The 25046-nt window shown below is 66.2% G+C and carries 29 protein-coding genes and 1 pseudogene; 20 read left to right on the top strand and 10 right to left on the bottom strand.

All coding sequences use genetic code 11. The features are described from left to right. Positions 1-28: 28 nt before the first annotated feature. The 13 genes from QFZ42_RS02620 (at position 29) to QFZ42_RS02680 (ending at position 11445) form a co-directional block, all read left to right on the top strand. Positions 29-601 (top strand): ubiquinone biosynthesis accessory factor UbiJ, encoded by a 573-nt coding sequence (locus QFZ42_RS02620; RefSeq protein ID WP_307699455.1) that lies wholly within the window; start codon positions 29-31, stop codon positions 599-601. Next, entirely contained in the window at positions 598-2163 is a 1566-nt protein-coding gene (gene ubiB / locus QFZ42_RS02625) for a ubiquinone biosynthesis regulatory protein kinase UbiB (RefSeq protein WP_307699456.1), read from the top strand. The genes QFZ42_RS02620 and ubiB overlap by 4 nt, the downstream gene beginning before the upstream one ends. Positions 2164-2175: 12 nt before the next feature. Beyond that, positions 2176-3624, top strand: coding sequence for a sodium:solute symporter family protein (locus tag QFZ42_RS02630; protein WP_307699457.1), 1449 nt, complete (start codon positions 2176-2178; stop codon positions 3622-3624). 91 nt (positions 3625-3715) lie between these two features. Beyond that, positions 3716-4075, top strand: coding sequence for an FmdB family zinc ribbon protein (locus QFZ42_RS02635; RefSeq protein WP_307699458.1), 360 nt, complete (start codon positions 3716-3718; stop codon positions 4073-4075). Between the two features lie 9 nt (positions 4076-4084). Next, a complete protein-coding gene (locus QFZ42_RS02640) occupies positions 4085-4705 on the top strand; it encodes a DUF502 domain-containing protein (RefSeq protein ID WP_307699459.1) in 621 nt (206 codons plus the stop codon). A 33-nt stretch (positions 4706-4738) separates the two neighbouring features. Further along, positions 4739-6544, top strand: coding sequence for an aspartate--tRNA ligase (gene aspS / locus QFZ42_RS02645; RefSeq protein ID WP_307699460.1), 1806 nt, complete (start codon positions 4739-4741; stop codon positions 6542-6544). A gap of 7 nt (positions 6545-6551) precedes the next feature. Beyond that, positions 6552-7025 carry a dihydroneopterin triphosphate diphosphatase gene (gene nudB, locus QFZ42_RS02650; protein ID WP_307699461.1) on the top strand — a complete coding sequence of 158 codons (474 nt, stop codon included), beginning with the start codon at positions 6552-6554 and terminating at the stop codon, positions 7023-7025. Continuing rightward, entirely contained in the window at positions 7022-7774 is a 753-nt protein-coding gene (locus tag QFZ42_RS02655) for an endonuclease/exonuclease/phosphatase family protein (protein ID WP_307699462.1), read from the top strand. Before nudB ends, QFZ42_RS02655 begins: the two co-directional genes overlap by 4 nt. A gap of 64 nt (positions 7775-7838) precedes the next feature. Beyond that, positions 7839-8570, top strand: coding sequence for a GTP cyclohydrolase I (folE, locus tag QFZ42_RS02660; RefSeq protein WP_258502055.1), 732 nt, complete (start codon positions 7839-7841; stop codon positions 8568-8570). Between the two features lie 2 nt (positions 8571-8572). Then, positions 8573-8995 carry a BLUF domain-containing protein gene (locus QFZ42_RS02665; RefSeq protein ID WP_307699463.1) on the top strand — a complete coding sequence of 141 codons (423 nt, stop codon included), beginning with the start codon at positions 8573-8575 and terminating at the stop codon, positions 8993-8995. Between the two features lie 59 nt (positions 8996-9054). Then, positions 9055-9936, top strand: a complete 882-nt coding sequence (locus QFZ42_RS02670) for a DMT family transporter (RefSeq protein ID WP_307699464.1) — start codon at positions 9055-9057, stop codon at positions 9934-9936. A gap of 10 nt (positions 9937-9946) precedes the next feature. Beyond that, on the top strand, positions 9947-10768 hold the full coding sequence (locus tag QFZ42_RS02675) for a DUF429 domain-containing protein (RefSeq protein WP_307699465.1): 822 nt from the start codon (positions 9947-9949) through the stop codon (positions 10766-10768). A 155-nt stretch (positions 10769-10923) separates the two neighbouring features. Continuing rightward, entirely contained in the window at positions 10924-11445 is a 522-nt protein-coding gene (locus tag QFZ42_RS02680; protein WP_373423301.1) for a BON domain-containing protein, read from the top strand. A 91-nt stretch (positions 11446-11536) separates the two neighbouring features. Here the strand turns inward: QFZ42_RS02680 and QFZ42_RS02685 are convergent, their stop codons facing one another. The 6 genes from QFZ42_RS02685 to QFZ42_RS02710 all read right to left on the bottom strand — a co-directional run bounded on the left by QFZ42_RS02685 (position 11537) and on the right by QFZ42_RS02710 (position 15068). Next, positions 11537-12094 carry a ferritin-like domain-containing protein gene (locus tag QFZ42_RS02685; RefSeq protein ID WP_307699466.1) on the bottom strand — a complete coding sequence of 186 codons (558 nt, stop codon included), beginning with the start codon at positions 12092-12094 and terminating at the stop codon, positions 11537-11539. Further along, positions 12091-12582 carry a hypothetical protein gene (locus QFZ42_RS02690; protein ID WP_307699467.1) on the bottom strand — a complete coding sequence of 164 codons (492 nt, stop codon included), beginning with the start codon at positions 12580-12582 and terminating at the stop codon, positions 12091-12093. The genes QFZ42_RS02685 and QFZ42_RS02690 overlap by 4 nt, the downstream gene beginning before the upstream one ends. Further along, positions 12569-12952: a phage holin family protein gene (locus tag QFZ42_RS02695; RefSeq protein ID WP_307699468.1), complete on the bottom strand. Its 384-nt coding sequence runs from the start codon at positions 12950-12952 to the stop codon at positions 12569-12571. Before QFZ42_RS02695 ends, QFZ42_RS02690 begins: the two co-directional genes overlap by 14 nt. A 35-nt stretch (positions 12953-12987) precedes the next feature. Further along, positions 12988-13365, bottom strand: coding sequence for a hypothetical protein (locus QFZ42_RS02700; protein WP_307699469.1), 378 nt, complete (start codon positions 13363-13365; stop codon positions 12988-12990). A 54-nt stretch (positions 13366-13419) separates the two neighbouring features. Further along, positions 13420-13584 carry a DUF1328 domain-containing protein gene (locus QFZ42_RS02705; protein WP_307699470.1) on the bottom strand — a complete coding sequence of 55 codons (165 nt, stop codon included), beginning with the start codon at positions 13582-13584 and terminating at the stop codon, positions 13420-13422. A 164-nt stretch (positions 13585-13748) separates the two neighbouring features. Beyond that, a complete protein-coding gene (locus QFZ42_RS02710) occupies positions 13749-15068 on the bottom strand; it encodes a sensor histidine kinase (RefSeq protein ID WP_307699471.1) in 1320 nt (439 codons plus the stop codon). Positions 15069-15198: 130 nt separating this feature from the next. On the opposite strand from QFZ42_RS02710, the gene QFZ42_RS02715 reads away from it, so the two are divergent. After that, positions 15199-15831, top strand: coding sequence for a response regulator (locus QFZ42_RS02715; protein ID WP_007837167.1), 633 nt, complete (start codon positions 15199-15201; stop codon positions 15829-15831). 61 nt (positions 15832-15892) lie between these two features. Here the strand turns inward: QFZ42_RS02715 and QFZ42_RS02720 are convergent, their stop codons facing one another. Beyond that, on the bottom strand, positions 15893-16297 hold the full coding sequence (locus QFZ42_RS02720; RefSeq protein WP_307699472.1) for a response regulator: 405 nt from the start codon (positions 16295-16297) through the stop codon (positions 15893-15895). Between the two features lie 233 nt (positions 16298-16530). Here QFZ42_RS02720 and QFZ42_RS02725 point away from each other — a divergent pair. Beyond that, positions 16531-18525 (top strand): annotated as a pseudogene (locus tag QFZ42_RS02725) (AsmA family protein); the annotation flags it as partial. Positions 18526-18574: 49 nt separating this feature from the next. Here QFZ42_RS02725 and QFZ42_RS02730 read toward each other — a convergent pair. The 3 genes from QFZ42_RS02730 to gpmA form a co-directional block, all read right to left on the bottom strand. After that, positions 18575-19336, bottom strand: a complete 762-nt coding sequence (locus QFZ42_RS02730; protein ID WP_307699473.1) for a HesA/MoeB/ThiF family protein — start codon at positions 19334-19336, stop codon at positions 18575-18577. Between the two features lie 95 nt (positions 19337-19431). Then, complete coding sequence (locus tag QFZ42_RS02735; protein WP_307704155.1) at positions 19432-20874, bottom strand: S41 family peptidase; 1443 nt, start codon at positions 20872-20874, stop codon at positions 19432-19434. A gap of 103 nt (positions 20875-20977) precedes the next feature. Continuing rightward, positions 20978-21721 (bottom strand): 2,3-diphosphoglycerate-dependent phosphoglycerate mutase, encoded by a 744-nt coding sequence (gene gpmA, locus QFZ42_RS02740; protein ID WP_307699474.1) that lies wholly within the window; start codon positions 21719-21721, stop codon positions 20978-20980. A 72-nt stretch (positions 21722-21793) separates the two neighbouring features. Between gpmA and QFZ42_RS02745 the strand changes: the two genes are divergently transcribed. From QFZ42_RS02745 to nadC, 5 genes are all read left to right on the top strand, one after another. Beyond that, positions 21794-22213 carry a rhodanese-like domain-containing protein gene (locus QFZ42_RS02745; protein ID WP_307699475.1) on the top strand — a complete coding sequence of 140 codons (420 nt, stop codon included), beginning with the start codon at positions 21794-21796 and terminating at the stop codon, positions 22211-22213. 20 nt (positions 22214-22233) lie between these two features. Further along, positions 22234-22494 (top strand): glutaredoxin 3, encoded by a 261-nt coding sequence (grxC, locus tag QFZ42_RS02750; protein ID WP_307699476.1) that lies wholly within the window; start codon positions 22234-22236, stop codon positions 22492-22494. A 127-nt stretch (positions 22495-22621) separates the two neighbouring features. Beyond that, the gene (gene secB, locus QFZ42_RS02755; RefSeq protein WP_307699477.1) at positions 22622-23086 is read left to right on the top strand and encodes a protein-export chaperone SecB; all 465 of its coding nucleotides are present in this window, start codon (positions 22622-22624) and stop codon (positions 23084-23086) included. A 24-nt stretch (positions 23087-23110) separates the two neighbouring features. Then, complete coding sequence (locus tag QFZ42_RS02760; RefSeq protein WP_307699478.1) at positions 23111-24151, top strand: NAD(P)H-dependent glycerol-3-phosphate dehydrogenase; 1041 nt, start codon at positions 23111-23113, stop codon at positions 24149-24151. A gap of 15 nt (positions 24152-24166) precedes the next feature. Further along, on the top strand, positions 24167-25045 hold the full coding sequence (nadC, locus tag QFZ42_RS02765; RefSeq protein WP_307699479.1) for a carboxylating nicotinate-nucleotide diphosphorylase: 879 nt from the start codon (positions 24167-24169) through the stop codon (positions 25043-25045). Position 25046 lies beyond the last annotated feature (1 nt).

Genomic DNA, 25046 nt, shown 5'->3' on the forward strand with positions numbered 1-25046 from the left:
ACAGAACCACAGAACCGATAATGGGGACATGGCCACACCATCGTCCCCATTTTCTTTTCTCGACGACCTGTTCAATCGCATCGGCGAGCGCCTGCAGCCGCCCGCCTGGGCGGTGCACGAGATCCAGCATCGCGCGGTGCTGTTCCTCAACCACGTGCTGCAGCAGGAGCCCGAGGCCCAGCAGCGGCTGCTGCGGCAGCAGGGCCGCGTGGTGCGCTTCCAGTGGCGCTTCGTGACGATGGAGCTGGTGGCCACGCCCGCCGGCCTGCTCGACCTGGCGCCGCCCGGATCCGTGCCCGAACTCACGCTCACCGTCACGGACGAATCTCCCTTCGACCTGGCCCGCGCCACGCTGCGCGGCGACAAGCCGTCGGTGCAGATCATCGGCGACGTGCAACTCGCGGCCGAAGTCAACTGGCTGGTCGACCACGTGCGCTGGGATGTCGAGGACGACCTCGCCCGCCTGGTCGGCGACGTGCCGGCGCACACCGTCGCCAACGCGGCGCGGCGGGTCGTGGGCGCACTGCGCCAGTTCGTCGGCGATCGCAAGGGCCAGCAGGCCGGCGGCTCGGCGGCCGGCTCGGCGAGCACGGCCGAATGAGGCGCTTCTACCGCGGGATTTTCATCGTCTGGGTCGCGCTGCGCTATGGCCTGGACGAGCTCGTGCTCACGAGCTTCCAGAAGCCGTGGCTGCGCATCGTGGCGCGCGTCATTTCCGTGGGCCGCAACCTCGATGCGCCCCGCGGTCAGCGCCTGCGCGAGGCACTCGAGCGGCTGGGGCCGATCTTCGTGAAGTTCGGCCAGGTGCTGTCGACCCGGCGCGACCTGCTGCCGCCCGACATTGCCGACGAGCTCGCGTTCCTGCAAGACCGGGTGCCGCCGTTCCCCTCGTCGGTGGCGATCGCGACCATCGAGCGCGCCTTCCGGCGTCCGGTGGGAGACGTGTTCGTGCAGTTCGACGAGACGCCGATTGCCAGCGCGTCGATCGCCCAGGTTCACTTCGCGACCATCCGCACCAACGAGGGCGAGGTGCGCGAGGTCGCGGTCAAGGTGCTGCGTCCCAACATGCGCGGCGTGATCGAGAAAGACCTGGCGCTCATGGCCATGATGGCCGGCTGGATCGAAGGCCTCTCGGCCGACGGCAAGCGCCTGAAGCCGCGCGAGGTGGTCGGCGAGTTCGACAAATACCTGCACGACGAACTCGACCTGGTGCGCGAGGCGGCCAACGCAGCCCAGCTGCGCCGCAACATGACCGAACTCGACCTGGTGCTGATTCCCGAGATGTTCTGGGACTTCTGCCACCCCGAGGTGATCGTGATGGAACGCATGAACGGCGTGCCCATTGCCCAGCTCGACCGCCTGCGCGCGGCCGGCGTGGACATTCCCAAGCTGGCGCGCGACGGCGTCACGATCTTCTTCACCCAGGTGTTCCGCGACGGTTTCTTCCACGCCGACATGCACCCGGGCAACATCCAGGTGAGCCTCGAGCCCGAAACCTTCGGGCGCTACATCTCGCTCGATTTCGGGATCATCGGCACGCTGACCGAGTCGGACAAGGAATACCTGGCGCAGAACTTCGTGGCCTTCTTCCGGCGCGACTACAAGCGCGTGGCCGAGCTGCACCTGGAAAGCGGCTGGGTGCCCGAAGGCACCCGCATCGACGAGCTCGAGGGCGCAATCCGCACCGTGTGCGAACCGTACTTCGACCGGCCGCTGAAGGAAATTTCGCTCGGCATGGTGCTGATGCGGCTGTTCCAGACCTCGCGCCGCTTCCATGTCGAAATCCAGCCGCAGCTGGTGCTGCTGCAGAAGACCCTGCTCAACATCGAGGGCCTGGGCCGCCAGCTCGACCCGGAGCTTGACCTCTGGCACACCGCCAAGCCCTTCCTCGAGAAGTGGATGGTCGACCAGATCGGCCCGAAGAAGCTGTTCCAGCAACTCAAGGCCGAGGCGCCGCGCTACGCGAAACTGCTGCCGCAATTGCCGCGGCTGCTGCACGATTTCCTTGAAAATCGGCCTGCGGACAACCGCCGCGAATTGCTGGAACTGCTGGCCGCGCAAAAGCGCACCAACCGGTTGCTCCAGACCATCATCTACGGTGGCATAGGATTTGTATTGGGATTGCTCGCGATGCAATTGCTGATGCGTGTGAAGTTGTTCTAGAGGAGAGTCCCCGTGCTGCTGACGCTGGTTGTCGTTTATCTGCTGGTCACCATTGCGATCGGCCTCTACGCCGCCAAGCGGGTGAAGAACACCACCGACTTCGCGATCGCGGGGCGGCACCTGCCGCTCTTCATGATCGTGACCACGACGTTCGCGACCTGGTTCGGCTCCGAAACGGTGCTCGGCATCCCGGCCAAGTTCATCGAAGGCGGCCTGCACGGCGTGGTCGAAGACCCGTTCGGTGCGGGCACCTGCCTCATCCTCGTCGGGCTGTTCTTCGCGGGCAAGCTCTACCGCATGACGCTCCTGACCATCAGCGACTACTACCGCGAGCGTTACGGCCGCAGCGTCGAGGTGGCCTGCTCGCTCATCATCATGCTGAGCTACCTGGGCTGGGTGTCGGCGCAGGTCACGGCGCTGGGGCTGGTGTTCAACGTGCTTTCGGCAGGCGCCATCAGCATTCCGGTGGGCATGGTGATCGGGGTGGTCTCCATCCTGGCCTACACGCTGTTCGGCGGCATGTGGTCGGTGGCGGTGACCGACTTCATCCAGATGATCATCCTGGTCTCCGGCCTCGCGGTGATCGCGGTGTTCGCCGGCAACATGGCGGGCGGCGCCGACAAGGTGGTCGCTTTCGCGGTCAGCAAGGACCTGTTCAAGTTCTGGCCCGAACCCAACTGGCACGACATGGTGTTCTTCTTTGCCGCGGCCATCACGATGATGCTGGGCTCCATTCCGCAGCAGGACGTGTTCCAGCGTGTCATGTCGGCCAACAGCGTGAAGGCTGCGACGCGCGGGCCGGTCATCGGCGGCGTGGCATACATCCTGTTCGCCTTCGTGCCGATGTTCCTGGTGGCCAGCGCGCTGTTGATCATGCCGGAGCAGACGGCCGCGCTGCTGAAGGAAGATCCGCAGAAGGTGCTGCCGACCCTGGTGCTCGAGAAGATGCCTTTCGTGATGCAGGTGCTGTTCTTCGGCGCGCTGCTGTCGGCCATCAAGTCGACCGCCTCGGCCACCTTGCTGGCACCCAGCGTTACCTTCACCGAGAACATCTGGCGCCAGTTCCGGCCCTCGGGCACCGACCGCCAGAACCTCATGACCATGCGCATCACGGTGCTGGTCTTCAGCGCGGCCGTGCTGGCCTATGCCATCCGCATGCAGGGCACGCCGATCTATGAACTGGTGTCGGGCGCCTACCAGGTGCCGCTGGTGGGCGCCTTCGTGCCGCTGGTGTGCGGGCTCTACTGGCGCCGCGCCACCACCCAGGGGGCCATCGTTTCGATCCTGTTCGGTATCGGGGTCTGGCTGCTGTTCCTGTCCATGCCCTGGGGCGCCGAATTTCCGGCCCAGCTGGCCGGCGTGCTCGCTTCGTTCGTGGGCATGGTGGCCGGGTCGTTGGCGCCTCAATGGGTCACCAACACCCGCACGCCGCACCGGCTGCTGGCGACCGAGCCGGCCTGAAGGCCACCTGTTGAGTAGGGCGGCCCTTATAATCGAGGGCTTTGCAAGCGGCCTCTGTTTCGTTCTCTGCGCCGCCTTTTTACTCAATTCCATGCCCATTTACGCCTACAAGTGCAGTGCCTGCGGCTTTGCCAAGGATGCCCTGCAAAAAATGTCCGATGCGCCGTTCACGGTGTGTCCGGCATGCGGCGCGAGTGCCTTCGAGAAGCAAGTCACCGCCGCCGGCTTCCAGCTCAAGGGCTCCGGCTGGTACGTGACCGATTTCCGCGATGGCGGCGGCAAGAAGGCCGAGTCTGCAAGCGCGGCCCCCGCGGCGAACGGCGATACCGCCGCCGCGCCGGCCGCCGGCACGGCAGATTCTTCTTCCAGCGCTGCGCCCGCTCCTGCGGCCGTGCCTGCCTCCAGCCCTGCTCCGGCGCCCGCGCCAGCGCCCGCTGCCAAGAGCGAATAAGAAGGCACCATGCTTGCCCTGCGCAAATGGCTGTTCTCCGGCTTGCTGGTGATCGTTCCGCTGTTCATCACCCTGGCGGTGCTGAAGTGGATCATCGACACGCTGGACCAGACGCTCTGGGTGCTGCCAGTGGTCTGGCAGAAATGGCTGTACGACAACAACGTGCGCGGGCTCGGCGTGCTGCTCACGCTGGCCATCTTGCTCGGCGTGGGTGCCATCGCGAGCAATTTCGTGGGCAAGCGCCTGCTCGGCTGGGGCGATGCGGTGGTGCGGCGCATTCCGGTCGTGCGCTCGATCTACTCCAGCGTCAAGCAGGTGTCCGACACGCTGTTTTCCGAGAACGGCAACGCCTTCCGGACGGCCGTGCTGGTGCAGTGGCCGCGCGAGGGCGTCTGGACCATCGCCTTCGTGACCGGAACGCCCGGTAGCGACGTGGTCGAGCACCTGGGCGGCGGCGACTACCTCGGCGTCTACGTGCCGACAACGCCCAACCCCACGGGCGGTTATTTCGTGATGCTCAAGCGCAGCGACTGCATCGAACTCAAGATGAGCGTGGACGAAGCGCTCAAATACATCGTCTCGATGGGCGTGGTCGTTCCCGGCGGCCCCTCGACCCTCGCGAACAAGTAAAAAACGCGCCTTCGCGGCGCTGGAATTCAAGATATGGCCATGCGTACTCACTATTGCGGTCTTGTGACCGAAGCCCTGATGGGCCAAACCGTCACCCTGTGCGGCTGGGTCAACCGTCGCCGCGACCACGGCGGCGTGATCTTCATCGACGTGCGCGACCGCGAAGGCTACGTGCAGGTGGTGTGCGACCCCGACCGGGCCTCCACCTTCGCCGTGGCCGAGAACCTGCGCAACGAGTTCTGCGTGCAGATCACGGGCCTGGTGCGCGCGCGCCCCGAAGGCACCACCAACGACAGCCTCAAGAGCGGCAAGATCGAAGTGCTGTGCCACGAGCTCAAGGTGCTCAACCCGTCGGTCACGCCGCCGTTCCTGCTGGACGACGACAACCTGTCGGAAACCACGCGCCTCACGCACCGCGTGCTCGACCTGCGCCGTCCGGCCATGCAGCGCAACATGATGCTGCGCTACAAGGTGACGATGGAAACGCGCAAGTTCCTCGATGCCAACGGCTTCATCGACATCGAGACCCCGATGCTCGGCAAGTCCACGCCCGAAGGTGCGCGCGACTACCTGGTGCCCAGCCGCGTGCACGACGGCAGCTTCTTCGCGCTGCCGCAGTCGCCGCAGCTCTTCAAGCAGCTCCTGATGGTGGCCGGCTACGACCGCTACTACCAGATCGTGAAGTGCTTCCGCGACGAAGACCTGCGCGCCGACCGCCAGCCCGAATTCACGCAGATCGACATCGAGACCTCGTTCCTCGCCGAAGAAGAAATCCGCGAGATGTTCGAAGGAATGATCCGCACCGTGTTCCGCAACGCCGCGGGCATCGACCTGCCGGTGTTCCCGACCATGACGTACGGCGACGCGATGTTCAAGTACGGCTCGGACAAGCCCGACCTGCGCGTGAAGCTCGAATTCACCGAACTCACCGAGCTCATGAAGCGCGTCGATTTCAAGGTGTTCTCGAACGCCGCCACGATGGTCGGCGGCCGTGTCGTCGCGCTGCGCGTGCCGGGCGGAGGCGCCGAGGGCGGCCTGTCGCGCGGTGAAATCGACGCTTATCAAGAATTCGTCAAGATCTACGGCGCCAAGGGCCTGGCCTACATCAAGGTCAACGACGCAGCCGCCGGCCGTGAAGGCCTGCAGAGCCCGATCGTCAAGAACCTCGACGACGCCTCGCTGGCCGAAATCATCGCCCGCACCGGCGCCCGCAACGGCGACATCCTGTTCTTCGGCGCCGACAAGGAAAAGGTCGTCAACGACGCCATCGGCGCGCTGCGCGTGAAGATCGGCCACAGCGCCTTCGGCAAGAAGGCGGGCCTGTTCGACGACCGCTGGGCGCCGCTGTGGGTGGTCGACTTCCCGATGTTCGAGTTCGACGAGGAAGGCCAGCGCTGGAGCGCCGTGCACCACCCGTTCACCGCACCGAAGGACGGCCATGAAGACCTCATGGACACCGCCCCCGAGAAGTGCATTGCCAAGGCCTACGACATGGTGCTCAACGGCATCGAGATGGGCGGCGGCTCGGTGCGTATCCATCGCGAGGAAGTGCAGAGCAAGGTGTTCCGCGCGCTGAAAATCAGCGCCGAGGACGCGCAGCTGAAGTTCGGCTTCCTGCTCGACGCGCTGCAGTACGGCGCACCGCCGCACGGCGGCATCGCCATCGGCCTGGACCGCCTCGTCATGCTCATGACCGGCGCCGAATCGATCCGCGACGTGATCGCGTTCCCCAAGACCCAGCGCGCGCAAGACCTGCTGACGCAGGCGCCGAGCCCGGTCGACGAGAAGCAGCTGCGCGAGCTGCACATCCGGCTGCGCAACGTCCAGCAGCCTGCCTGATGCGCTCATGACGGCAGGCATCCGGCCCTGGAAGATTCCGGAGTCGGTGCTGGTCGTCATTCACACGCCGGCGCTCGAGGTGCTGCTGATCCGGCGCGCCGACGCCGACGAGTTCTGGCAGTCGGTCACCGGCAGCAAGGACTTGGCCGACGAGCCGCTCATGCTCACCGCGGCACGCGAGGTGGCCGAGGAAACCGGCATCCAGTGCGGGGAGGGCACCCCGCTGGCCGCGCGGTTGACCGACTGGCAACTGAGCAACATCTACGAAATCTATCCGGGCTGGCGTGCCCGCTATGAACCGGGCGTGACGCACAACACCGAGCATCTGTTCGGCCTCTGCGTGCCCGAACGCCTGGTGCCCACGCTGGCGCCGCGCGAGCACACCCACTGGAAATGGCTGCCCTACCGCGAGGCGGCCGACGCGTGCTTTTCCCCGTCGAATGCCGAAGCCATTCTGTTGCTGCCAGAATTTGCGCGATGAACCTGCCGGCACACACCCTCCGGGTCGCGACCTACAACATCCACAAGGGTGTGCAGGGCATCGGGCCCGCGCGGCGCCTCGAGATCCACAACCTCGGGCACGCCATGGAGCAGCTCGACGCCGACATCATCTGCCTGCAGGAAGTGCGCAAGATGAATCGGCAGGCCGAGATGCGGTTCGAGCGCTGGCCCGCGCTTCCCCAAGCCGACTTCCTGGCGCCCGAGGGCTACACCGCCGTGTATGAAACCAATGCCATCACGCGCCACGGCGAGCATGGCAATGCGCTTTTGACCCGCTGGCCGGTGATCCACACCGGCCACCAAGACATTTCCGACCATCGCTTCGAGCAGCGCGGGCTGCTGCACGTCGTCATCGAGGTGGAGGGCAGGCCTGTGCATGCCATCGTCGTGCACCTGGGGCTCATCAAGGGCAGCCGCGTGCGTCAGGTCGCCCGGCTGCGGGAGTTCATCGACCGCGAAGTGCCGCCCGGCGAGGCCGTGGTCGTCGCGGGCGACTTCAACGACTGGGGCGCGCGCATGCGCTACGCCATGAACGCGATGGGCCTGCGCGATGCCAGCGACCTGCGCGGTCCGCGAACGCTCACCTATCCTTCGCGGCTGCCGGTGGCGCAGCTCGATTTCGTCTATGGACGCCAGTTGGAGCCGGTGGCCTGCTCGGTGCCGCGCGGGCCGATCTGGGCGCGGATGTCCGATCACCTGCCGCTGGTGGCCGACTTCACGCTGGCATGAGCGCCGGTTTCGCAGTGTTCCCCTCGGGACGTGGCCAAAATACGTTCACTGATACCATGCGCGGATGCTGAGGAAAACCGACGTGGAACCGCGCCCTGACGGAAACAACGACGACGAGGGCACGCCCGTCTCGGTGAAAATCCGCGAACGCCTGACGGCCGCGCGCAAGCGCTTCAATGCCAACGACAACATCGCCGAGTTCATCGAACCGGGCGAGCTCGAGTCCTTGCTCGACGAAGTCGAGGTCAAGATGAAGGGCGTGCTCGAGAGCCTGGTGATCGATCTCGAGAACGACCACAACACCGGCAACACCGCGCGCCGCGTGGCCAAGATGTACCTGAACGAGGTGTTCAGGGGCCGCTACGTGGCACCGCCGTCGCTCACCGAATTTCCGAACGCCGAGCACCTGAACGAGCTGATGATCGTCGGCCCGATCACCGTGCGCAGCGCCTGCTCGCACCACTTCTGCCCGATCATCGGCAAGCTGTGGATCGGCATCATGCCCAACGAGCACACCAACGTCATCGGCCTGTCGAAGTACGCGCGCCTGGCCGAATGGGTGATGGGCCGGCCCCAGATCCAGGAAGAGGCCGTGGTGCAGCTGGCCGACCTGATCCAGGAAAAAACCCAGCCCGACGGCCTGGCCCTCGTCATGGAAGCCGAGCATTTCTGCATGGCCTGGCGCGGCGTGAAGGAAATGGACAGCAAGATGATCAACTCCGTGATGCGCGGCGTGTTCCTCAAAGACCCGAGCCTGCGCCGCGAATTCCTTTCCCTGCTGCCGAGGAGAAGCTGAAGATGTTGGTCCGACTCCTCTACGCCAGCCGCGCCGTCGATACCAGCCCCGAGGCCATCGAAGCCATCCTCGCGCAATCGCGCACGCACAACACGGCCTGCGGCATCACCGGCATTCTTTGCTATGGCGCGGGCACCTTCCTGCAAGCCATCGAAGGCGGGCGCATGGCCATCAGCGAGCTCTACGGCCATATCCAGCGCGACGCCCGCCACAAGGACGTGGTGCTGCTGCACTACGAAGAAATTTCCGAGCGCCGCTTCGGTGGCTGGACCATGGGGCAGGTCAACCTCTCGAAGCTCAATGCCTCGACCCTGCTCAAGTATTCGGAAAAGCCCGAGCTGAACCCCTATGCCGTGTCGGGCAAGGTCTCGCTGGCGCTGCTCGAGGAACTGATGGCCACCGCGGCCATCGTTGGCCGCCACTGAAGACAGTGGTGGCCGCGCCAGGCACTTCGCGTTCCCTCGGCATCGCATAACGCCCCGGAGTGCCGCTCTCCGCCTTCGCATTGATCCTGCTTGCCGGGATCATTCACGCCAGCTGGAACATCGCCGCCAAGAAGGCGAACGGCGATGCACGCTTCGCGTTCCAGAGCGGCGTGTTCATGGCCGTGGTGTGGGCGCCGGTGGGCCTCACGCTGGGCTGGAGCGTCGTGCCGACCTGGGGTGCGAAGGAATGGGGCTTCATCGCGCTGAGCGGCGTGCTGCATGTCTTCTACTACGTGATCCTGCTGCGCGGCTACCGCAAGTCCGATCTCACCGTGGTCTACCCGCTGGCGCGCGGCTCGGGCCCGCTGCTGTCGTCGCTGGTCGCGGTCCTGTTCCTCGGCGAGCGGATCAGCCTGACGGGCGTGGCGGGCATTGCGGGTGTGGTGCTCGGCGTCTTCCTGGTGGCCGGCGGACCGGGCCTGTGGCGCAAGAAGCATGATCCTGCCCAGCGCGCGCGGGTGCAGAAAGGCATTCGCTACGGCGTGCTGACGGGCGCCTTCATCGCGGCCTACACGGTGGCCGACAGCTACGCGGTGAAGTTCCTGGCGATGTCGCCGATCCTGCTCGACTACTTCGGCAACTTCGTGCGCGTGGGCCTGCTGTTGCCCGCGGCGCTGCAGGACCGGGCGGCCACCGCGCGGATGTGGCGGGCCCAGTGGAAGTACGCCTTGCTGGTGGCGGCAATCAGCCCCGTCTCCTACGTGCTGGTCCTCTATGCGGTGCAGCAGGCGCCCATTTCCCACGTCGCCCCGGCGCGCGAGGTCTCGATGCTGTTCGCCGCGCTGATCGGCGGCCACCTGCTGCGCGAGGGCGACCGCTTGCTGCGCCTGCTGGGCGCCGGCTTCATCGCTGCCGGCGTGGTGGCACTCGCGCTGGGCTGAGGGCGGCTTCATGCTCTTTGGCTGCGATTTTTCCTCTGCACCCACCTCGCGCAAGCCGATCGTGGTGGCAATCGGCAGCGCAGGCGATGCGGGCACCTTGGTGCTGACGGGCCTGAAGCGCTTCACGACGCTCGACGCCTGGGCCGAGTGGCTGCGCGCCGAGCCGGCCTGGATCGGCGGCTTCGATTTTCCGTTCGGCCTGCCGCGCGAACTGGTCGAGCATCTGCGCTGGCCCGGGGAGTGGAATGCGCTCATGGCCCACTATGCGAGCCTGAGCCGCGCCGAGATCCGCGCCACCTTTGCCGCCTTCTGCGCCGCGCGCCCGGTCGGCGGCAAGTTCGCGCACCGGGCGACCGATGCACCCGCCGGCTCGAGCACGTCAATGAAGTGGGTCAACCCGCCGGTGGCTTTCATGCTGCATGCGGGAGTGCCGCCCTTGCTTGCCGCCGGAGCGAGCCTCCCGGGGCAGCATGCCGGCAGCCATGGGAGCCGTGTTGCGCTGGAGGCCTATCCCGGGCTGCTGGCGCGCGAACTGATCGGCCGCCGCAGCTACAAGAGCGACGAGGCAGCCAAGCAGACGCCCGAGCGGCTGGCGGCGCGCACCGGCCTGCTCGCCGCGCTGGAGGCTGGCACCACGCGGCTGGCCCTGCGGCTCGTGCTCGGCGGCGATCAACGCCTCGAACTGCTGGGCGATGCCCGCGGTGACCGCATCGATGCGGTGCTCTGCCTCGTGCAGGCCGCGTGGAGCGCGCAACGCGCCTCCACGCCCGGGCCGGGCTACGGATTGCCTGAACGGTTCGATCCGATCGAAGGGTGGATCGTCACGGCGTGAGCTTTGTTGTCCTACAGGGTTACGCGCGGGCTGCGACTCCCGTGTTCCTTGCCTGAAGGCTAGATTGGAAGGGCGGTCCGGGCTCCGTCCGGATTTGCTGCGCGCAACGTGCGCGCGTCACATACCGCTCTTCGGAGCGACTGGAGGATTTCCAAATGAACAAACGTCGTCAAATGAACTTCATGCCGTTCTTGCGCACATGGCCGTCCGCGCTGCTGCTGGCCGCCGCGGCGCTGACGCTTGCGGGTTGCGACAAGTCCGACAACCGGACCGCGGGCGAAAAGCTAGACAGCGCGATCGCCAAAACAGAGAAGGCGGCCGATACCGCTGCCACCAAGACCGGAGAGGCCCTCAGGGAGGCGAAGGCAAAAGTCGACGCCTCCGGCACCACCGCCGAGGTAAAGGACGGCATGGCCAACCTGAAGGAAAGCGCGAAGAATGCCGGTGCCGCCGCAAGCGCGACCGTGGACGATGCCGCGATCACCGCATCGGTGTCCGCCGGCCTCGCCAAGGACCCGGACCTGAGCGCGATCAAGATCGACGTGGACACCAAGGGCGGCGCAGTCAGCCTGAAGGGGCCCGCGCCCACGGCCGCCGCCAAGGCGCGTGCCGAGGACATCGCCAAGGGCGTTCAAGGGGTGACCTCGGTGAGCAACCAGCTCGAAGTGAAGGGCTGAGCGCGATTACTTCTCCTTCGGCAGAAAGCCCGGTCATCCGGGCTTTTTGTTGGAGGCGAGGGGCATCGGTCCGGCCCCGCCAAGGCAGCGATCAGTGCCCGAGCCAGTCCTTGAGCTCGTCCGCGTGCTCTTCCTCGTCGGAAAGAATGTCTTCCAGCATGCGCCGGGTCGTCGGGTCCTTGTCGCCGATCAGCACGATCATCTGGCGGTACGTTTCCACGGCGATGCGCTCGGCCACGAGGTTGGCGCGCACCATGGCCTGCAGGTCGGTGGATTCGTCGTAGCCGGCATGGCTGCGCTCGAGCAGGTGGGTCGGGGCGAAGTCCGGCTCGCCCCCCAGTTGCACGATGCGTTCGGCGATGCGGTCGGCGTGGGCCGACTCTTCGTTGGCGTGCGCCAGGAATTCGTCGGCGATGGCCGGCGACGACACGCCGCTGGCGGTGAAATAGTGGCGCTTGTAGCGCAGCACGCAAACCAGTTCGGTGGCCAGCGCGTCGTTCAGCAGCTTGACGACGTCGTCGCGCCAGGGGCCGTAGCTGGGCGTGACCGCGCCGTCGTCGAGGCTCTTGGCTGCCGCCTCGATGGCCTGCTCGTCGAGCACCAGGTGCTGGTGCCGTGCCGGGTTGGTGCCCGGGGAATTCGCATTCATGGGGGATCCTTTCGTGGACTCGTGTTTTTCTGCTGCATCAACGTGTTGACGACATCAGCAACGTCGGAGGTCTTGAGCACGGCCGCCAGCACCGCCGTGAAGGAAAGCAGACGCCATGGCCTGATCAGCACGATGGCGGCACCCGTGGCCGCAGCGATGGCCATGAGCTTGGCGGGCTCCTTGCGTGCGTAGTGTTCGAGCAAAGGGCGCGCAAGCTGGCCCGCCGCATGGGCCGGATGACGGCGCCACCAGCGTTCGGTCATGCTGCGCGCCATCGATGTCCATTGATGGCCACGGCGCGGAGAAGCCTTTTCATCGGCGCTGTCTGAGGCATACGTCTCGGCATAGGCTTCGCCCGCGGCACTGCGCCTGCCGCGCGCGCTGTCCCGCGGTTCTTCTTCCTCGCCGTTCAACTGCCTGACGAGTGCGCGGCGCGAAAGCGCCAGGCGCTCTTGCGGCGTGAGTGAACTGCGGTCAGTGCCGTTCATGGCGGGCTCCTGCGTCGTGCAAAGCCTGCAGGTCGGCATCGACCTGGGCGCGAAGATCGTCGAAGGCATAGCCGGGGAACGGCCGGGACGCCATCCAGGCGCAGAGGCCGGCAATCACCAGCGCAACGCCCGGCACGGCCACCAGCACCCAATGAAAGCTGCCATGCAGCACGCCCATCAACACCGCGACGCCGATGAGCCCGAGCGCCAGCATCGCACTGGCCGCCGCCAGCACGCCGGCCACGATGCGGGCGACAAGGCCGCGGCCCGCTTCGGAGGCCTCTTGCCTGACAAGTGCCGCGTAGTTGGCGGCGTGTTCGGCGATGAGTTCCGGATGCCCGAGCACCGTGGAAAAAATCGGATGAAGCATGGTGCGCGGTATCGGTGGAACGGCGTGTCAGCGGATCAGTATTCGTCCCGGCGGCTGCTGCGGCTGGCCAGCACGATGAGCGCGGTGATCGCGGCGCCGGCTGCGGCGGCGATCAGCACCGAGCGCACCGGTTGGTCGGAGATGTAGCGGCCGGTGACGTCCGCGGCTTGCTCGAGGCGGCGCTGTGCGCGGGCGCTGGTGGTCGAGGCCGCATCCAGGCCGCGCTGCACGGCTTGCTGTACGCGCGCTGCCAGTTGCTCGACCGCCGGTTCCGCATCGCGGCGCAGTTCGCGGACCTTCTCGCCGGCCGCATTGACCGCGTTCTGTGCGTAGGCGCGAGTGGATTCGACAGCTTCGTTGGCCGTCTGGCGTGCGTCGTCGGCGAGTTGCGAGGGAGTCTTGGTCGTGTTCATGAAAATTTCCTTTCCGGGAAGATGAATTGCGGGAGCCTGTTGATCGTAACGACGCTACTTGCGTCGTAGCAAGCCGGCCAGGAAACTGGCGATGGCAAGTACGGCGAAGATCACGAAAAGGATCTTGGCGATTCCTACCGCGCCGGCGGCAATGCCGCCGAAGCCGAACAGGGCGGCGATCAACGCAATGACCAGAAACACCACGGTGTAATGCAACATGTGGACTCCTTCGAGGCTTCGCTCGTTGTTGGGAACTGCGCATTCAAAGGGAATGAACCGCACAGGAGCAACCTTAAGTGGCCCCTCCGCCAGGCCCTGTCAGCGGCTGGGCGCCGGGAACGTAGGAGACGACCGAGTTCCTCGGGCCCTCAAACAGCGGTGCGTCAGGCCGGCTTGACGACCGGCAGCATCGCGCTCAGGCGGGTGCCCCGTCCAGGCGTCGACGAGATCGTGAGCCTGCCGCGGGCCGCCTCGACGCGGTGGCGCATGCCTGCGAGGCCGTGCGTCGAGGGGTGGATGCGCTGCGGGTCGAAGCCCTTGCCGTTGTCGGCAACTTCCACGATCACGTGGTTCTCGTAGTTCTTCAGGACGATCGTCGCCTCGTCGGCCTCGGCGTACTTGCCGATGTTGGTCAGGCTCTCCTGCACCATGCGGTAGATGGTGAGCTGGCGCGACTCGTCCATGGTCACGGGTTCGAGCGCCATCTGCACCTGGATGCCCGAACGCTCGGCGAATTCGCGCCCGAGGATTTCGAGCGACGCCACCAGCCCGAGGTTCGACAGCGACGACGGCCGGAGGTCTTCGATGATGCGGCGCTTGAGTGCGATGCCGCTGTTGAGCAGCTCGGTCAGGTGCTGCAGCCGCTGGGTGGCGTCGGGTGCCTCGAGCAGCCTCGACTTCAGGCGGGCGACGTCCAGCTTGGCCGCGGTCAGCAGCGAGCCGAGTTCGTCGTGCAGTTCCCGCGCGAGATAGCCGCGCTCGGTTTCGCGCACGTCCTGCAGGTGGGTGGCCAGCTCGGCCAGCGACGCGGTGCGCTCGCGCACTTCGTCTTCGAGCGCATTGCGTTCGCGCTGCAGCGTTTCCTGCTGGCGCTCGCCGATGGAGCGCAGCGCGTGCGTCTGCCGCAGGTACAGGAAGAACGCGAACAGGGCCGCGAGCGCCACGATGGCGGTGCCGATGCGCGCGAGCCGTAGCGACTGCGTCACCTGGGCCTGGCTTTCTTGCAGGGTCTGCTCGCTGATGTTCACCAGTTCTCCGGCGGTCTTGCGAATGGCTTCCATTTCCTCGCGGCCCACGTCGGTCGTGATGACGAATTTCCAGGCGTCTTCCTTTCCGTCCTGCCGCAGGCGCACGCTCATGTCCATTTCGGCGACCTTGCGCAGCACGTGTTTCGACAGCTCCACGAGTTGCGTGCGCTCGGCCGGCCGTTCGGCGTAAAGTTGACGCAGTGTCGCCAGATGGCCGTCGACCTGCTTGACCGCGGTGTCGTAGGGTTTCCGGTAGCTGGCTTCGCCCGTGAGCAAGTAACCTCGCTGGCCCGTCTCGGCATCGAGCATGTTCTGCAGGATCTGGTTGAGCGTACTGCGCACCTTTTGGGCCTCGCCGATCTCTGCCAGAGCGCGGGTCGATTGGCGATACCCGGCCTCGTTGATGCCGACGAGGGCCAGCGCAGCCAGCGCCGCGAGCAGGAGGCTCACGGCCATTTTTGGGGGAGCTAGCCAGTGCATGAAACTTTCGAAGATGCTTTCAACACAAGTTCGTGAATAATTGATAACAACCGGGGACCGGCATGTTGCGGCTTCCACAGACGCAACACAACGAAGAAAGTAACAGATGATCAAAATTGGAATTGTGGACGACCACGCTATCGTGAGATCGGGCCTGCGGCAGTTCTTCTCCGAACACGTGGACTTGCGCGTGGCCGGCGAAGCCGCCAGCGGGCGCGAAGCCATCGAACTGGTGCGCACCACCGAACTCGACGTGCTGGTGATGGATCTTTCCATGCCCGGGCAGAGCGGCATCGATGCGCTCGCGATGATCCGCGCCAAGGCGCCGGACGTCGGCATCCTGATCCTGAGCGGCTACCCTGAAGAACATTACGCGATGAACCTGATCCGTCAGGGCGCGAGCGGGTACCTCAACAAGGAGTGCGATCCGATCGAGATCGTCAACGCGATTCGCACCATCTCGCTCGGCCGCCGCTACATCACGCCGGCCGTGGCGGAATTGCTCGCGCGCCAGCTCGACCGCAAGGACGACGCGGCACCGCACGAGCAACTGTCGGAAAGAGAATTCCAGGTGTTCCTGAAGCTCGCCAAGGGCGAGACCGCGGGCGACATCGCCAAGACGCTGTCGCTGTCGGTCAAGACCGTCAGCACCTACCGCACGCGCCTCATGGAGAAGATGAACCTGTCGTCCAACAGCGACCTCACGTACTACGCGCTGAAGAACAAGCTGATCGATTGAGAAGAACCGGCCGCGGCAAAAGAGGAAGCAGGAGGCCGTCGAGGCTTCTTCGACTTCTTCTTTACTCCGTGCCGGTGGCGGGACGGTGAGCCACCGCCTCCAGGATGCAGAAGTCGACCAGCGCGTCGATCTCGTTCGATTTGTCGAACACCGCGTCCACGCCGAATTCGGCGCAGCGCCGCCGGATGTCGGGCGTCGCGTAGTTGCTGAGCACCACCACCTTCTGGTTCGGCCTGCGCGAGGTGCAGGCCTGGAGCACGCCCAGGCCGCTGCCCTGCTTGAGAAAAAGATCGACCACCGCCAGGTCCCACTCTTCGCTGTGGTCCTGCAGCCACTGGCGCGCGTTCGCCTCGGTTTCGGCAAAGCCGACCACCGTCGTGCAGGTGAGTTCTTCCAGGGTACCAATGAGGTTTTCACGGATCGTGAGGTTGTCTTCGACGATGTATGTCTGCAATCTGGTATCCATGCCGAACCGCGCTTCCTCTGTTGGCAGGTGTCTCGAGAACGCCCCTGCTGGCGAATACCTGCGCATCGAAGATTGAGGTGTCGCCGCCCCGCATCATGCAGGGTTCGGAGGAAGGGTGATGTAGGCGGCTTCTGACGAAGCGGTCTCGCCGAGGCCTTCCGTAGGCAATGCCGCACGGTTTTTGCGGTTCGTTGCCGACCCGGAAAAATCGATGGGGCGTATATCCAGACCTCATGGCAACGAACGTCCTTCGCAACCGGCCGCTCTGGCTCAAGCTGCTGGGGGGCTTCGTGCTGCTGCTCGCCCTGCTGGCGGTGGTGCTGGCGTTCTTTCCGTGGGACACGCTGCGCGAGCCCGTCAACCGCTATGTCAGCGAGAAGACCGGGCGCAAGTTCGAGATCACCCGGCGGCTCGACCTCGGCGTGGGATTGCGTGGAGCCACCGTCAAGGTCGACGGATTCGAGTTCGCCAACCCGCCGTGGGCGCGCGATCCGTACCTGGTCAAGGCCGAGCGCGCGGAGTTCGACATACGGCTGTGGCCTCTCATCACGGGCAAGATCGTGATTCCGCGGCTGGCGCTGTCCTCGCCCACGCTGGGCCTTCAAATGGAGCCGGACGGACGCCGCACATGGGCGCTCGGCAAGGACACCTCGGACCCCGGCACCGTTCCCGTCATCGGGCTCATGGAGGTCGACCGCGGCGTGATCGACTTTCTGGCCAAGCACCTGGGCGTCGATCTGCACGCGGACGTGAGCTACGACTCCAGCCGTGGCGCGCTTCCGCTCAGCTATCGCATCGAGGGCCGCTACAAGAACCAGCCACTGACCGCCGAAGGGCGGACCGGCAACGTGCTTCGGCTCAAGGCGGCCGGCCAGCAGCCGTTTCCATTGGAGATCGACGCAGCGGCGGGCCAGACGCGGCTCAAGGCTGAAGGCACGGTGACCGACTTCGCCGACCTCGACGGCATCGACGCCAAGTTCGAACTCAAGGGCCAGACGCTCGGCGCCCTGTTTCCATTGCTGGGCATCGCGCTGCCCGAGACCTCTCCCTATGCGCTGAGCGGCGACCTGCGCAAGCGCGGCAAGCTGTGGGAGGTGGCCGGGCTCAAAGGCAGGCTCGGCCTTTCCGACATTGCAGGCGACATGCGCTTCGACCAGGCCGGCCAGCGGCCGCACCTGGCGGGCGAACTGCGCTCGCGCCTGATGGACATGGACGACCTGGGCCCGCTCATCGGCCTGCCGCCCACCGAACGGTCCGCCAAGGCGGTCGAAGGCGTGGCGCCGCCGCCGACCATCAAGCAGGCCAAACGCGCAGCGGGGGACAAGGTACTGCCCACCGCCACGCTCGACTTCAACCGCTTGCGTGCGATGAATGCCGAGGTGAAGTACACGGCCGACCGCATCCGCAACGTGCGCAACGTGCCGCTCGACCGCGGCAGTGTGCAGGTCAAGCTGAACAACAGCGTGCTCGCCCTCGACCCGCTCGACCTGGGCGTGGGTGGCGGCAAGCTGGCAGGTGCCATCCGTATCGACGCCACCCAGAACCCGGCGGACATCCGCGCGTCGCTCGATCTGCGCAACGTGCAGCTCAACCGACTGGTTCCGAAGATCGAAACCATGCGCAGCAGCTTCAGCAGGCTCGACGGCCGCATCAATCTCTCGGGCCGGGGCACATCGGTGGCCAGCTGGCTCGGCGGCGCCTCGGGCGATGTGGCGGCCCTGACCGGGCGAGGCCGGTTCAGCAACCTGCTGCTGGAGTTCATGGGGCTGGACGGCGCCGAGATCATCAAGTTTCTGCTGCGCGGCGACCAGAACGTCGAACTGCGCTGCGCCGCGGTGGCCTTCGACGTCAACAAGGGCGTCATGACGAGCCGCAGCATGGTGCTCGATACCGTCGACACGGTTTTCTACGCCACCGGCCAGGCCAACCTGGCGACCGAGAAGCTCGACTTCGTGATGCGGCCCGAGCCCAAGGACGTCAGCATCCTCTCGCTGCGGGGGCCGCTGGTCATCGGCGGCACCTTCGGCGCGCCCGCCGCGGGCGTGCAGGCGGCGCCGCTGGCGGAGCGCGGCCTTGCCGCACTGGTGCTCGGCGCCATCAACCCGCTGCTGGCGCTGGCTGCGACCATCGAGACCGGGCCGGGCGAGGATGCGGATTGCAAGGGCGTGCTGTCGGAGGCCAACAAGCCCAACCCCGGTGCGGCAGCCTCGGGCGCGGCCAAGGCGAAGGCGCCAAGCAGCGCTGAGGCCGGAAAAAGCCAAAAAGGCCCGGGTCGGGTCAGACGCCGCCGGGGCGCTGCGCGCACACGCTGCAGTGCGGATCGCGCGCAATCTGCAGCGTGTCGAACGCGGTGCGGCGCCCGTCGAACATCAACAGCTTGCCCGCCAGCGACGGCCCGATGCCCGCGAGCAGCTTCAACGCTTCGCTGGCCTGCAGCGTGCCGACGGTGCCGACCACGGGGCCGAACACGCCGAGCACCGCGCAGAGCGTTTCCTCGAAGGCCGCGTCGGGCGGAAAAATGCAGGCATAGCAGGGGGACGCGTCGTCGCGCGTGTCGTACACGCTCAACTGGCCGTCGAAGCGGATGGCCGCGCCTGCCACGAGCGGCTTGCTGTGCGCCACGCAGGCGCGGTTGACCGCGTGGCGGGTTGCGAAGTTGTCGCAGCAGTCGACGACCACGTCCGCCGCCGCGACCAGCCGCGCCAGCAGCGCCTCGTCGGCGCGCAGGGCGTGAGTCTCGATGGCGATGCCGGGGTTGATCTCGCGCATGGCCTCCGCAGCCGATTCGACCTTCAGGCGGCCCACGCGAGCCTGGGTGTGAGCGACCTGGCGCTGGAGGTTGGTGAGGTCGACCTCGTCGTCGTCCACCAGCGTGACATGCCCGACGCCGGCGGCCGCGAGATACAGCGCCACGGGAGAGCCCAGGCCGCCCGCGCCGATGACCAGCACGCGGCCGGCGCTGACGCGCGCCTGCCCGTCGATTCCGAATTCCTCTAGCAGGATGTGGCGCGAATAGCGCAGCAGGTCGTCGTCATTCATGGCGGCTCACTCCGGCCTTCGCCAGATACAAAAAACCGCGGCCCGGCAGCGCCGGTTCCGCGGTATCTTGGAATCTAGAAAACACCGGCTCCGGATCAGTTCTCTTTTTTCTCTTCCTTGTTGTCGACGATGACCTGGGTCTTGCTGACCAGCACCGGCTGGCCCTTGAGGCGGTTGAGCGCCTGCACCAGCGGGAAGTCCTTGTCGGTGCCGAACTCGGGCACCTTGCGGTCCTGCGGCGGCTTCTTGGCTTCTTCCTCGAGGCGCTTGCGGGCTTCGTCGCGGGCCTTTTCGCGTTCCGGGTCCTTCGTCTCGGGGCCCTGGCCGCTAGCCAGGTGCTTCTCGAGGTCGGCCTCGCGCATGCGCAGGGCGGCGAAGGGGCTGCCCTCGGCGCTTTCGTCGATCAGCACGTTGGGCACGATGCCCTTGGCCTGGATCGAGGTGCCGCTCGGCGTGTAGTAGCGCGCCGTGGTGATCTTGAGGCCCGTGTCCGGTCCCAGGGGGCGCACCGTCTGCACCGAGCCCTTGCCGAAGGTCTGGCTGCCCATGACGGTGGCGCGCTTGTGGTCCTGCAGCGCGCCCGCCACGATTTCGCTGGCCGAGGCCGAGCCTTCGTTCACCAGCACCACCAGCGGCACATTCTTGAGGGCCGCGGGCAGGTTGCGCAGCGGATCGCTGCCGGAGCGGCGCTGGTAGAACTCGGGCGCCGCCTTGTAGACCGACTTGCTTTCGGCCAGCTGGCCGTCGGTCGAAACGACGGTGACGTTCTCGGGCAGGAAGGCGGCCGAGATGGCCACCGCCGCGTCGAGCAGGCCGCCCGGGTCGTTGCGCAGGTCGAGCACCAGACCCTTGAGGTTGGGCTCTTCCTTGTAGATCTCTTCGACCTTCTTCACGAAGTCGTCGACCGTGCGCTCCTGGAACTGCGACAGGCGGATCCAGCCGTAGCCCGGTTCCATGACCTTGCCGCGCACCGACTGGGTACGGATTTCCTCGCGCGTGATCGTGACCGGGAAGGTGCGGCTCTCGTCCTTGCGGAAGATGGTCAGCAGCACCTTGGTGTTGGCCTCGCCGCGCATGCGCTTGACGGCTTCGTTGAGCGACAGGCCGCGCACGGCGGTGTCGTCGATCTTGGTGATCAGGTCGTTCGGCTTCAGGCCCGCGCGGAAGGCCGGGGAGCCCTCGATCGGCGACACCACCTTGATGAGGCCGTCTTCCTGCGAGATTTCGATGCCGACGCCGACGAAGCGGCCCGTCGTGCCTTCCCTGAATTCCTTGAAGGACTTCTTGTCGAAGTACTGGGAATGCGGGTCGAGCCCGGCGACCATCCCGGAGATGGCGTCGGAAATGAGCTTTTTCTCATCGACCGGCTCGACATAGTCGCTCTTGACCATGCCGAAAACCGCGGCGAGTTGCTGCAATTCTTCGAGTGGGAGCGGCGCGAGCGAGCCGCGTGCGACCGTCTGCAGCGAGACGGTGGTCAGGACGCCGGCGACGGCGCCAGCGGCAACCCAGCCGGTAATCTTCAATTTCTGGCCCATCATGAGTGATTGTCCTTGTCGGCTGTCCAGCCAATATACACAGCTTGGAAGCAAATTGCCCGCCGGGGTTCCACGGGGGAGCGCCGCCGAGGGGCTTTCTTTTTCAGCCCTTGCCCTGCGAAGCCACCGCTGCGGCGGCTTTTTCGGCGGCTGCGGCGTCGCCAAGATAGTAGTGCCGCAGCGGCTTGAGGTCGTCGTCGAGCTCGTAGACCAGCGGAATGCCGTTCGGAATATTGAGGCCGACGATGGCGTCGTCCGAAATGCCGTCGAGGTATTTGACCAGCGCCCGGATCGAATTGCCGTGTGCCGCCACCACGAGCCGGCGCCCGGTGCGAATGGCCGGCGCCATCGATTCGTTCCAGAACGGCAGCACGCGCGCCACCGTGTCCTTCAGGCACTCGGTGAGGGGAATCTGCTCGGGCGAGAGCTTGGCATAGCGCAGGTCGCTGCGTTCGCTGCGCGGATCGTCGGCTTCCAGCGGCGGCGGCGGGGTGTTGTAGCTGCGGCGCCAGACCAGCACCTGCTCGTCACCGTATTTCTTGGCGGTTTCGGCCTTGTTCAGACCCTGCAGGCCGCCGTAGTGGCGCTCGTTCAGGCGCCACGAATGCACCACGGGCAGCCAGGTGCGGTCGAGTTCGTCGAGCGTGTGCCAGAGCGTGCGGGTGGCGCGCTTGAGCACGCTGGTGTAGGCCACGTCGAAGTCGTAGCCCTCGGCCTTGAGCAGCCGGCCGGCCTGCTTGGCCTGTTCGATGCCGGTTTCGGTCAGGTCGACGTCGGTCCATCCGGTGAAGCGGTTTTCGAGGTTCCAGGTCGATTCGCCGTGGCGGATCAGTACCAGTTTGTGCATGTGGGAGGCCTTTGGAAGCGCTTGGGAAAACCAGCATTCTAAAATCTCGGGTTTGCCATCCAAGGAACCTCCGTGAAATTGATCGAATTCGTCACCGCGAACTGGATGCTGATCCTGATCGCACTCAGCTCGGGTGGCATGCTGGCCTGGCCGCTGATTCGCGGCGGCGCCGGCGGCGGCACCCTCACGGCCCAGGGGGCGGTGCAGCTGATCAACCGCGAACGCGCGGTGCTGGTCGACGTGCGCGAACCCGAAGAGTTCGCCACCGGCCACATGATCGGCGCCAAGAATGTGCCGCTGAACCTGCTGGAAGAAAAGCTGGCCGGCGCCGTCAAGAACAAGAACGTGCCGCTGCTCTTGGTGTGCGCCACCGGAGCCCGCGCCCAGCGCGCCGTCGCCATGGCCAAGAAACTCGGTTACGAGCAGGCCCAAGCGGTTTCCGGCGGGCTCAAGGCCTGGAAAGAGGCTAACCTGCCGGTTGAAAAAGCCTAAGTCTTCCCAAGGTAGAGCGTATGCAAGCCGTCAAGATGTACACCACCGCGTTCTGCCCGTACTGCGTTCGTGCGAAGCAGATCCTCAAGTCCAAGGGCGTCGACGAGATCGAAGAAATCCGCATCGACACCGACCCCGCGGCCCGCAGCACCATGATGGAAATCACCCAGCGCCGCACGGTGCCGCAGATTTTCATCGGCGACACCCATGTGGGCGGCTGCGACGACCTGATGGCACTCGACAGCCGCGGCGGCCTGGTGCCCCTGCTGCAAGCCGCCTGACGACGAATCAGCCGGGTGTCACGGAAGCGGTCCGGGCGCCGGGCGATAATCGTTTGCTCATTCATCTGCAGCCCGCTGCGGGAACCTCTCCCCGGCGGGCATTGTTTTGATTCTCGAAAGTTCAGCCATGGCCGACCAGCAAGCCCAAGATCCCATTTTTCAGATCCAGCGCGTTTACCTCAAGGACCTGTCGCTCGAACAGCCCAATTCGCCCGGCATCCTGCTCGAGCAGGAGCAGCCCACGGTCGACATCCAGCTCGGCGTGGACGCCCAGCCGGTCGCTGACGGCATCTTCGAAATCACCGTGTCGGCCACCGTGCAGACCAAGATCCAGGACAAGACCGTGTTCCTGGTCGAAGCCAAGCAAGCCGGGATCTTCGAGATCCGCAACCTGCCCGAAGACCAGATGGGCCCGATCCTCGGCATCGCCTGCCCGCAGATCGTCTACCCGTACCTGCGCGGCAACGTGGCCGACGTGATCCAGCGCGGCGGCTTCCCGCCCGTGCACCTGGCGGAAATCAACTTCCAGGCCATGTACGAGCAGCAGCAGGCGCAGGCCGCCGGCCAGCCCTCGCCGACCCTCGCGCAGTAAACCGGCACAACGCCGCCAACGCCGATGAAGATCTGCGTTCATGGCGCCGGTGCCTGGGGCACGGCGCTGGCTGTCAATGCGGCAAGCCACCACGAGGTCACGCTGTGGGCGCGCGATGCGGCCCAGGCCGAGGCGATCTCGAAGGCGCGCGAAAACACCCGCTACCTGCCTGGCCTGGCCTTGCCGGCCTCGGTCGCGGTGCGGGCCGGCGATATCGGCCAGGCGCACGCGGGCGCCGAACTCGTCATCGTGGCCACGCCGATGGCCGCCTTGCGCCAGCAGCTCACGGCCTTGCGCGGCACGGACGCGCCGGTGGCGTGGCTCTGCAAGGGCGTGGAGCCCGCGCAGGACAATTCCCCCGCTGCTTTCGGCCTGCTGGCCCACGAGATCTGGGCGCAAGTTGCTCCTGAATTGAGAGCGGGCGTGCTCAGCGGGCCGAGCTTTGCGCAGGAAGTGGCGGAAGGCCGCCCCACCGCGCTGGTGGCCGCGAGCCCGCATGCCGAGGTACGCGACGCGCTCGTCGATGCGTTCCACGGCCCGGCTCTGCGCGTCTACGCCAATGACGACATCGTGGGTGTCGAGGTCGGCGGCGCCGTCAAGAACGTGCTGGCCATTGCCACCGGGCTTTGCGACGGCTTGGCGCTCGGGCTCAACGCGCGCGCGGCCCTCATCACACGCGGCCTGGCCGAAATGACCCGCTTCGGCTTGGCGCTCGGCGCGCGCGCCGAGACTTTCATGGGCCTTTCCGGCCTTGGCGACCTGGTGCTCACCGCTACCGGCGACCTCTCGCGCAACCGCAAGGTGGGCCTGCTGCTGGCGCAGGGCCATACGTTGGCGCAGGCCGTGGCTTCGCTGGGTCACGTGGCCGAAGGTGTTTATTGCGCGCGCACCGTGGTGCAGCGTGCGCGCGGCCTCGGCGTGGAAATGCCCATTGCCGAAGGCGTGGTCGCGCTGCTCGATGGCCGGCTGAGCCCCCAGGAGGTCGTCGCCTCGCTGACCGGACGCGACCCGGTGCCTGAAACGGTCCGGACCCACGGGTCCGGCGGTTCACCCCAACAAGATTGAAGAGACAAACAAGCCATGAGCCTTCGCTTTGATTTTTCGGCGCCGGCCGTGGCCGCACTGGCCCAGGCCGACGCCGCCCGTGCCTTGCAGGAAGACGTTGCCGACGGTGACTTGACCGCTTCGCTGGTCGATCCCGCCCGCCGGGCGCATGCCCGCGTGCTGGCGCGCGAATCGGCCGTGGTCTGCGGCGCGCCCTGGGTCGAGGCCACCGTGCGGCAGCTCGATCCGCAGGCTCGCATCCACTGGCTGTGCAATGAAGGCGAGCGCTGCGCGGCCGACCAGGCCGTGCTCGACATCGAGGGCTCGGCCCGCGCGCTGCTGACGGCCGAGCGCACCGCGTTGAATTTCCTTCAGTTGCTGAGCGCGGTGGCCACCAAGGCGGCCATGTATGCCGATGCCGTCAAGGGCACGCGCGCAAGCATCGTCGATACCCGCAAGACCCTGCCGGGCCTGCGTCTCGCACAGAAGTACGCGGTGCGCACCGGCGGCGGCGTGAACCACCGCATCGGTCTTTACGACGCGGTGCTCATCAAGGAAAACCACATCGCCGCGGCCGGCGGCGTGGCTGCGGCGCTGCGTGCCGTGGCGCCGGTAGCGGGGCGCGCGGCCTTCGTCGAGGTCGAGGTCGAAACGCTCGCGCAGCTGCGCGAAGCGCTGGAAGCCGGCGCGCGCATGGTGTTGCTCGACAACATGGACCTGCCCACGCTGCGCGAGGCGGTGCGCATCAACGACGCGGCCGGCGACGAACGCAAGGCCGTGCTCGAAATATCCGGCGGGGTGACGCTCGAAGGCCTGCGCACCCTGGCCGAAACCGGGGTGAACCGCATCTCCGTCGGTGCGCTCACCAAGGACGTGAAGGCCATCGATTTTTCGATGCGCTTCCAGGAAAGCTGAG

Origin of the sequence: Variovorax paradoxus (assembly GCF_030815855.1) — a bacterium.
GTDB classification, from domain to species: Bacteria; Pseudomonadota; Gammaproteobacteria; order Burkholderiales; family Burkholderiaceae_C; genus Variovorax; species Variovorax paradoxus_M.

Bases quoted from the DNA above. Each gene is read 5' to 3' on its own strand.
- QFZ42_RS02720 (WP_307699472.1), bottom strand. From the start codon at position 16,297: ATGGATACCAGATTGCAGACATACATCGTCGAAGACAACCTCACGATC.
- nadC (WP_307699479.1), top strand. From the start codon at position 24,167: ATGAGCCTTCGCTTTGATTTTTCGGCGCCGGCCGTGGCCGCACTGGCC.
- QFZ42_RS02760 (WP_307699478.1), top strand. From the start codon at position 23,111: ATGAAGATCTGCGTTCATGGCGCCGGTGCCTGGGGCACGGCGCTGGCT.
- QFZ42_RS02705 (WP_307699470.1), bottom strand. From the start codon at position 13,584: ATGTTGCATTACACCGTGGTGTTTCTGGTCATTGCGTTGATCGCCGCC.
- QFZ42_RS02620 (WP_307699455.1), top strand. From the start codon at position 29: ATGGCCACACCATCGTCCCCATTTTCTTTTCTCGACGACCTGTTCAAT.
- QFZ42_RS02635 (WP_307699458.1), top strand. From the start codon at position 3,716: ATGCCCATTTACGCCTACAAGTGCAGTGCCTGCGGCTTTGCCAAGGAT.
- grxC (WP_307699476.1), top strand. From the start codon at position 22,234: ATGCAAGCCGTCAAGATGTACACCACCGCGTTCTGCCCGTACTGCGTT.
- nudB (WP_307699461.1), top strand. From the start codon at position 6,552: ATGACGGCAGGCATCCGGCCCTGGAAGATTCCGGAGTCGGTGCTGGTC.
- ubiB (WP_307699456.1), top strand. From the start codon at position 598: ATGAGGCGCTTCTACCGCGGGATTTTCATCGTCTGGGTCGCGCTGCGC.
- QFZ42_RS02665 (WP_307699463.1), top strand. From the start codon at position 8,573: ATGTTGGTCCGACTCCTCTACGCCAGCCGCGCCGTCGATACCAGCCCC.
- QFZ42_RS02655 (WP_307699462.1), top strand. From the start codon at position 7,022: ATGAACCTGCCGGCACACACCCTCCGGGTCGCGACCTACAACATCCAC.
- QFZ42_RS02690 (WP_307699467.1), bottom strand. From the start codon at position 12,582: ATGAACGGCACTGACCGCAGTTCACTCACGCCGCAAGAGCGCCTGGCG.
- QFZ42_RS02680 (WP_373423301.1), top strand. From the start codon at position 10,924: ATGAACAAACGTCGTCAAATGAACTTCATGCCGTTCTTGCGCACATGG.
- QFZ42_RS02715 (WP_007837167.1), top strand. From the start codon at position 15,199: ATGATCAAAATTGGAATTGTGGACGACCACGCTATCGTGAGATCGGGC.
- folE (WP_258502055.1), top strand. From the start codon at position 7,839: ATGCTGAGGAAAACCGACGTGGAACCGCGCCCTGACGGAAACAACGAC.
- aspS (WP_307699460.1), top strand. From the start codon at position 4,739: ATGGCCATGCGTACTCACTATTGCGGTCTTGTGACCGAAGCCCTGATG.
- QFZ42_RS02685 (WP_307699466.1), bottom strand. From the start codon at position 12,094: ATGAATGCGAATTCCCCGGGCACCAACCCGGCACGGCACCAGCACCTG.
- QFZ42_RS02675 (WP_307699465.1), top strand. From the start codon at position 9,947: ATGCTCTTTGGCTGCGATTTTTCCTCTGCACCCACCTCGCGCAAGCCG.
- secB (WP_307699477.1), top strand. From the start codon at position 22,622: ATGGCCGACCAGCAAGCCCAAGATCCCATTTTTCAGATCCAGCGCGTT.
- QFZ42_RS02710 (WP_307699471.1), bottom strand. From the start codon at position 15,068: ATGGCCGTGAGCCTCCTGCTCGCGGCGCTGGCTGCGCTGGCCCTCGTC.
- QFZ42_RS02700 (WP_307699469.1), bottom strand. From the start codon at position 13,365: ATGAACACGACCAAGACTCCCTCGCAACTCGCCGACGACGCACGCCAG.
- QFZ42_RS02735 (WP_307704155.1), bottom strand. From the start codon at position 20,874: ATGGGCCAGAAATTGAAGATTACCGGCTGGGTTGCCGCTGGCGCCGTC.
- QFZ42_RS02695 (WP_307699468.1), bottom strand. From the start codon at position 12,952: ATGCTTCATCCGATTTTTTCCACGGTGCTCGGGCATCCGGAACTCATC.
- gpmA (WP_307699474.1), bottom strand. From the start codon at position 21,721: ATGCACAAACTGGTACTGATCCGCCACGGCGAATCGACCTGGAACCTC.
- QFZ42_RS02640 (WP_307699459.1), top strand. From the start codon at position 4,085: ATGCTTGCCCTGCGCAAATGGCTGTTCTCCGGCTTGCTGGTGATCGTT.
- QFZ42_RS02730 (WP_307699473.1), bottom strand. From the start codon at position 19,336: ATGAATGACGACGACCTGCTGCGCTATTCGCGCCACATCCTGCTAGAG.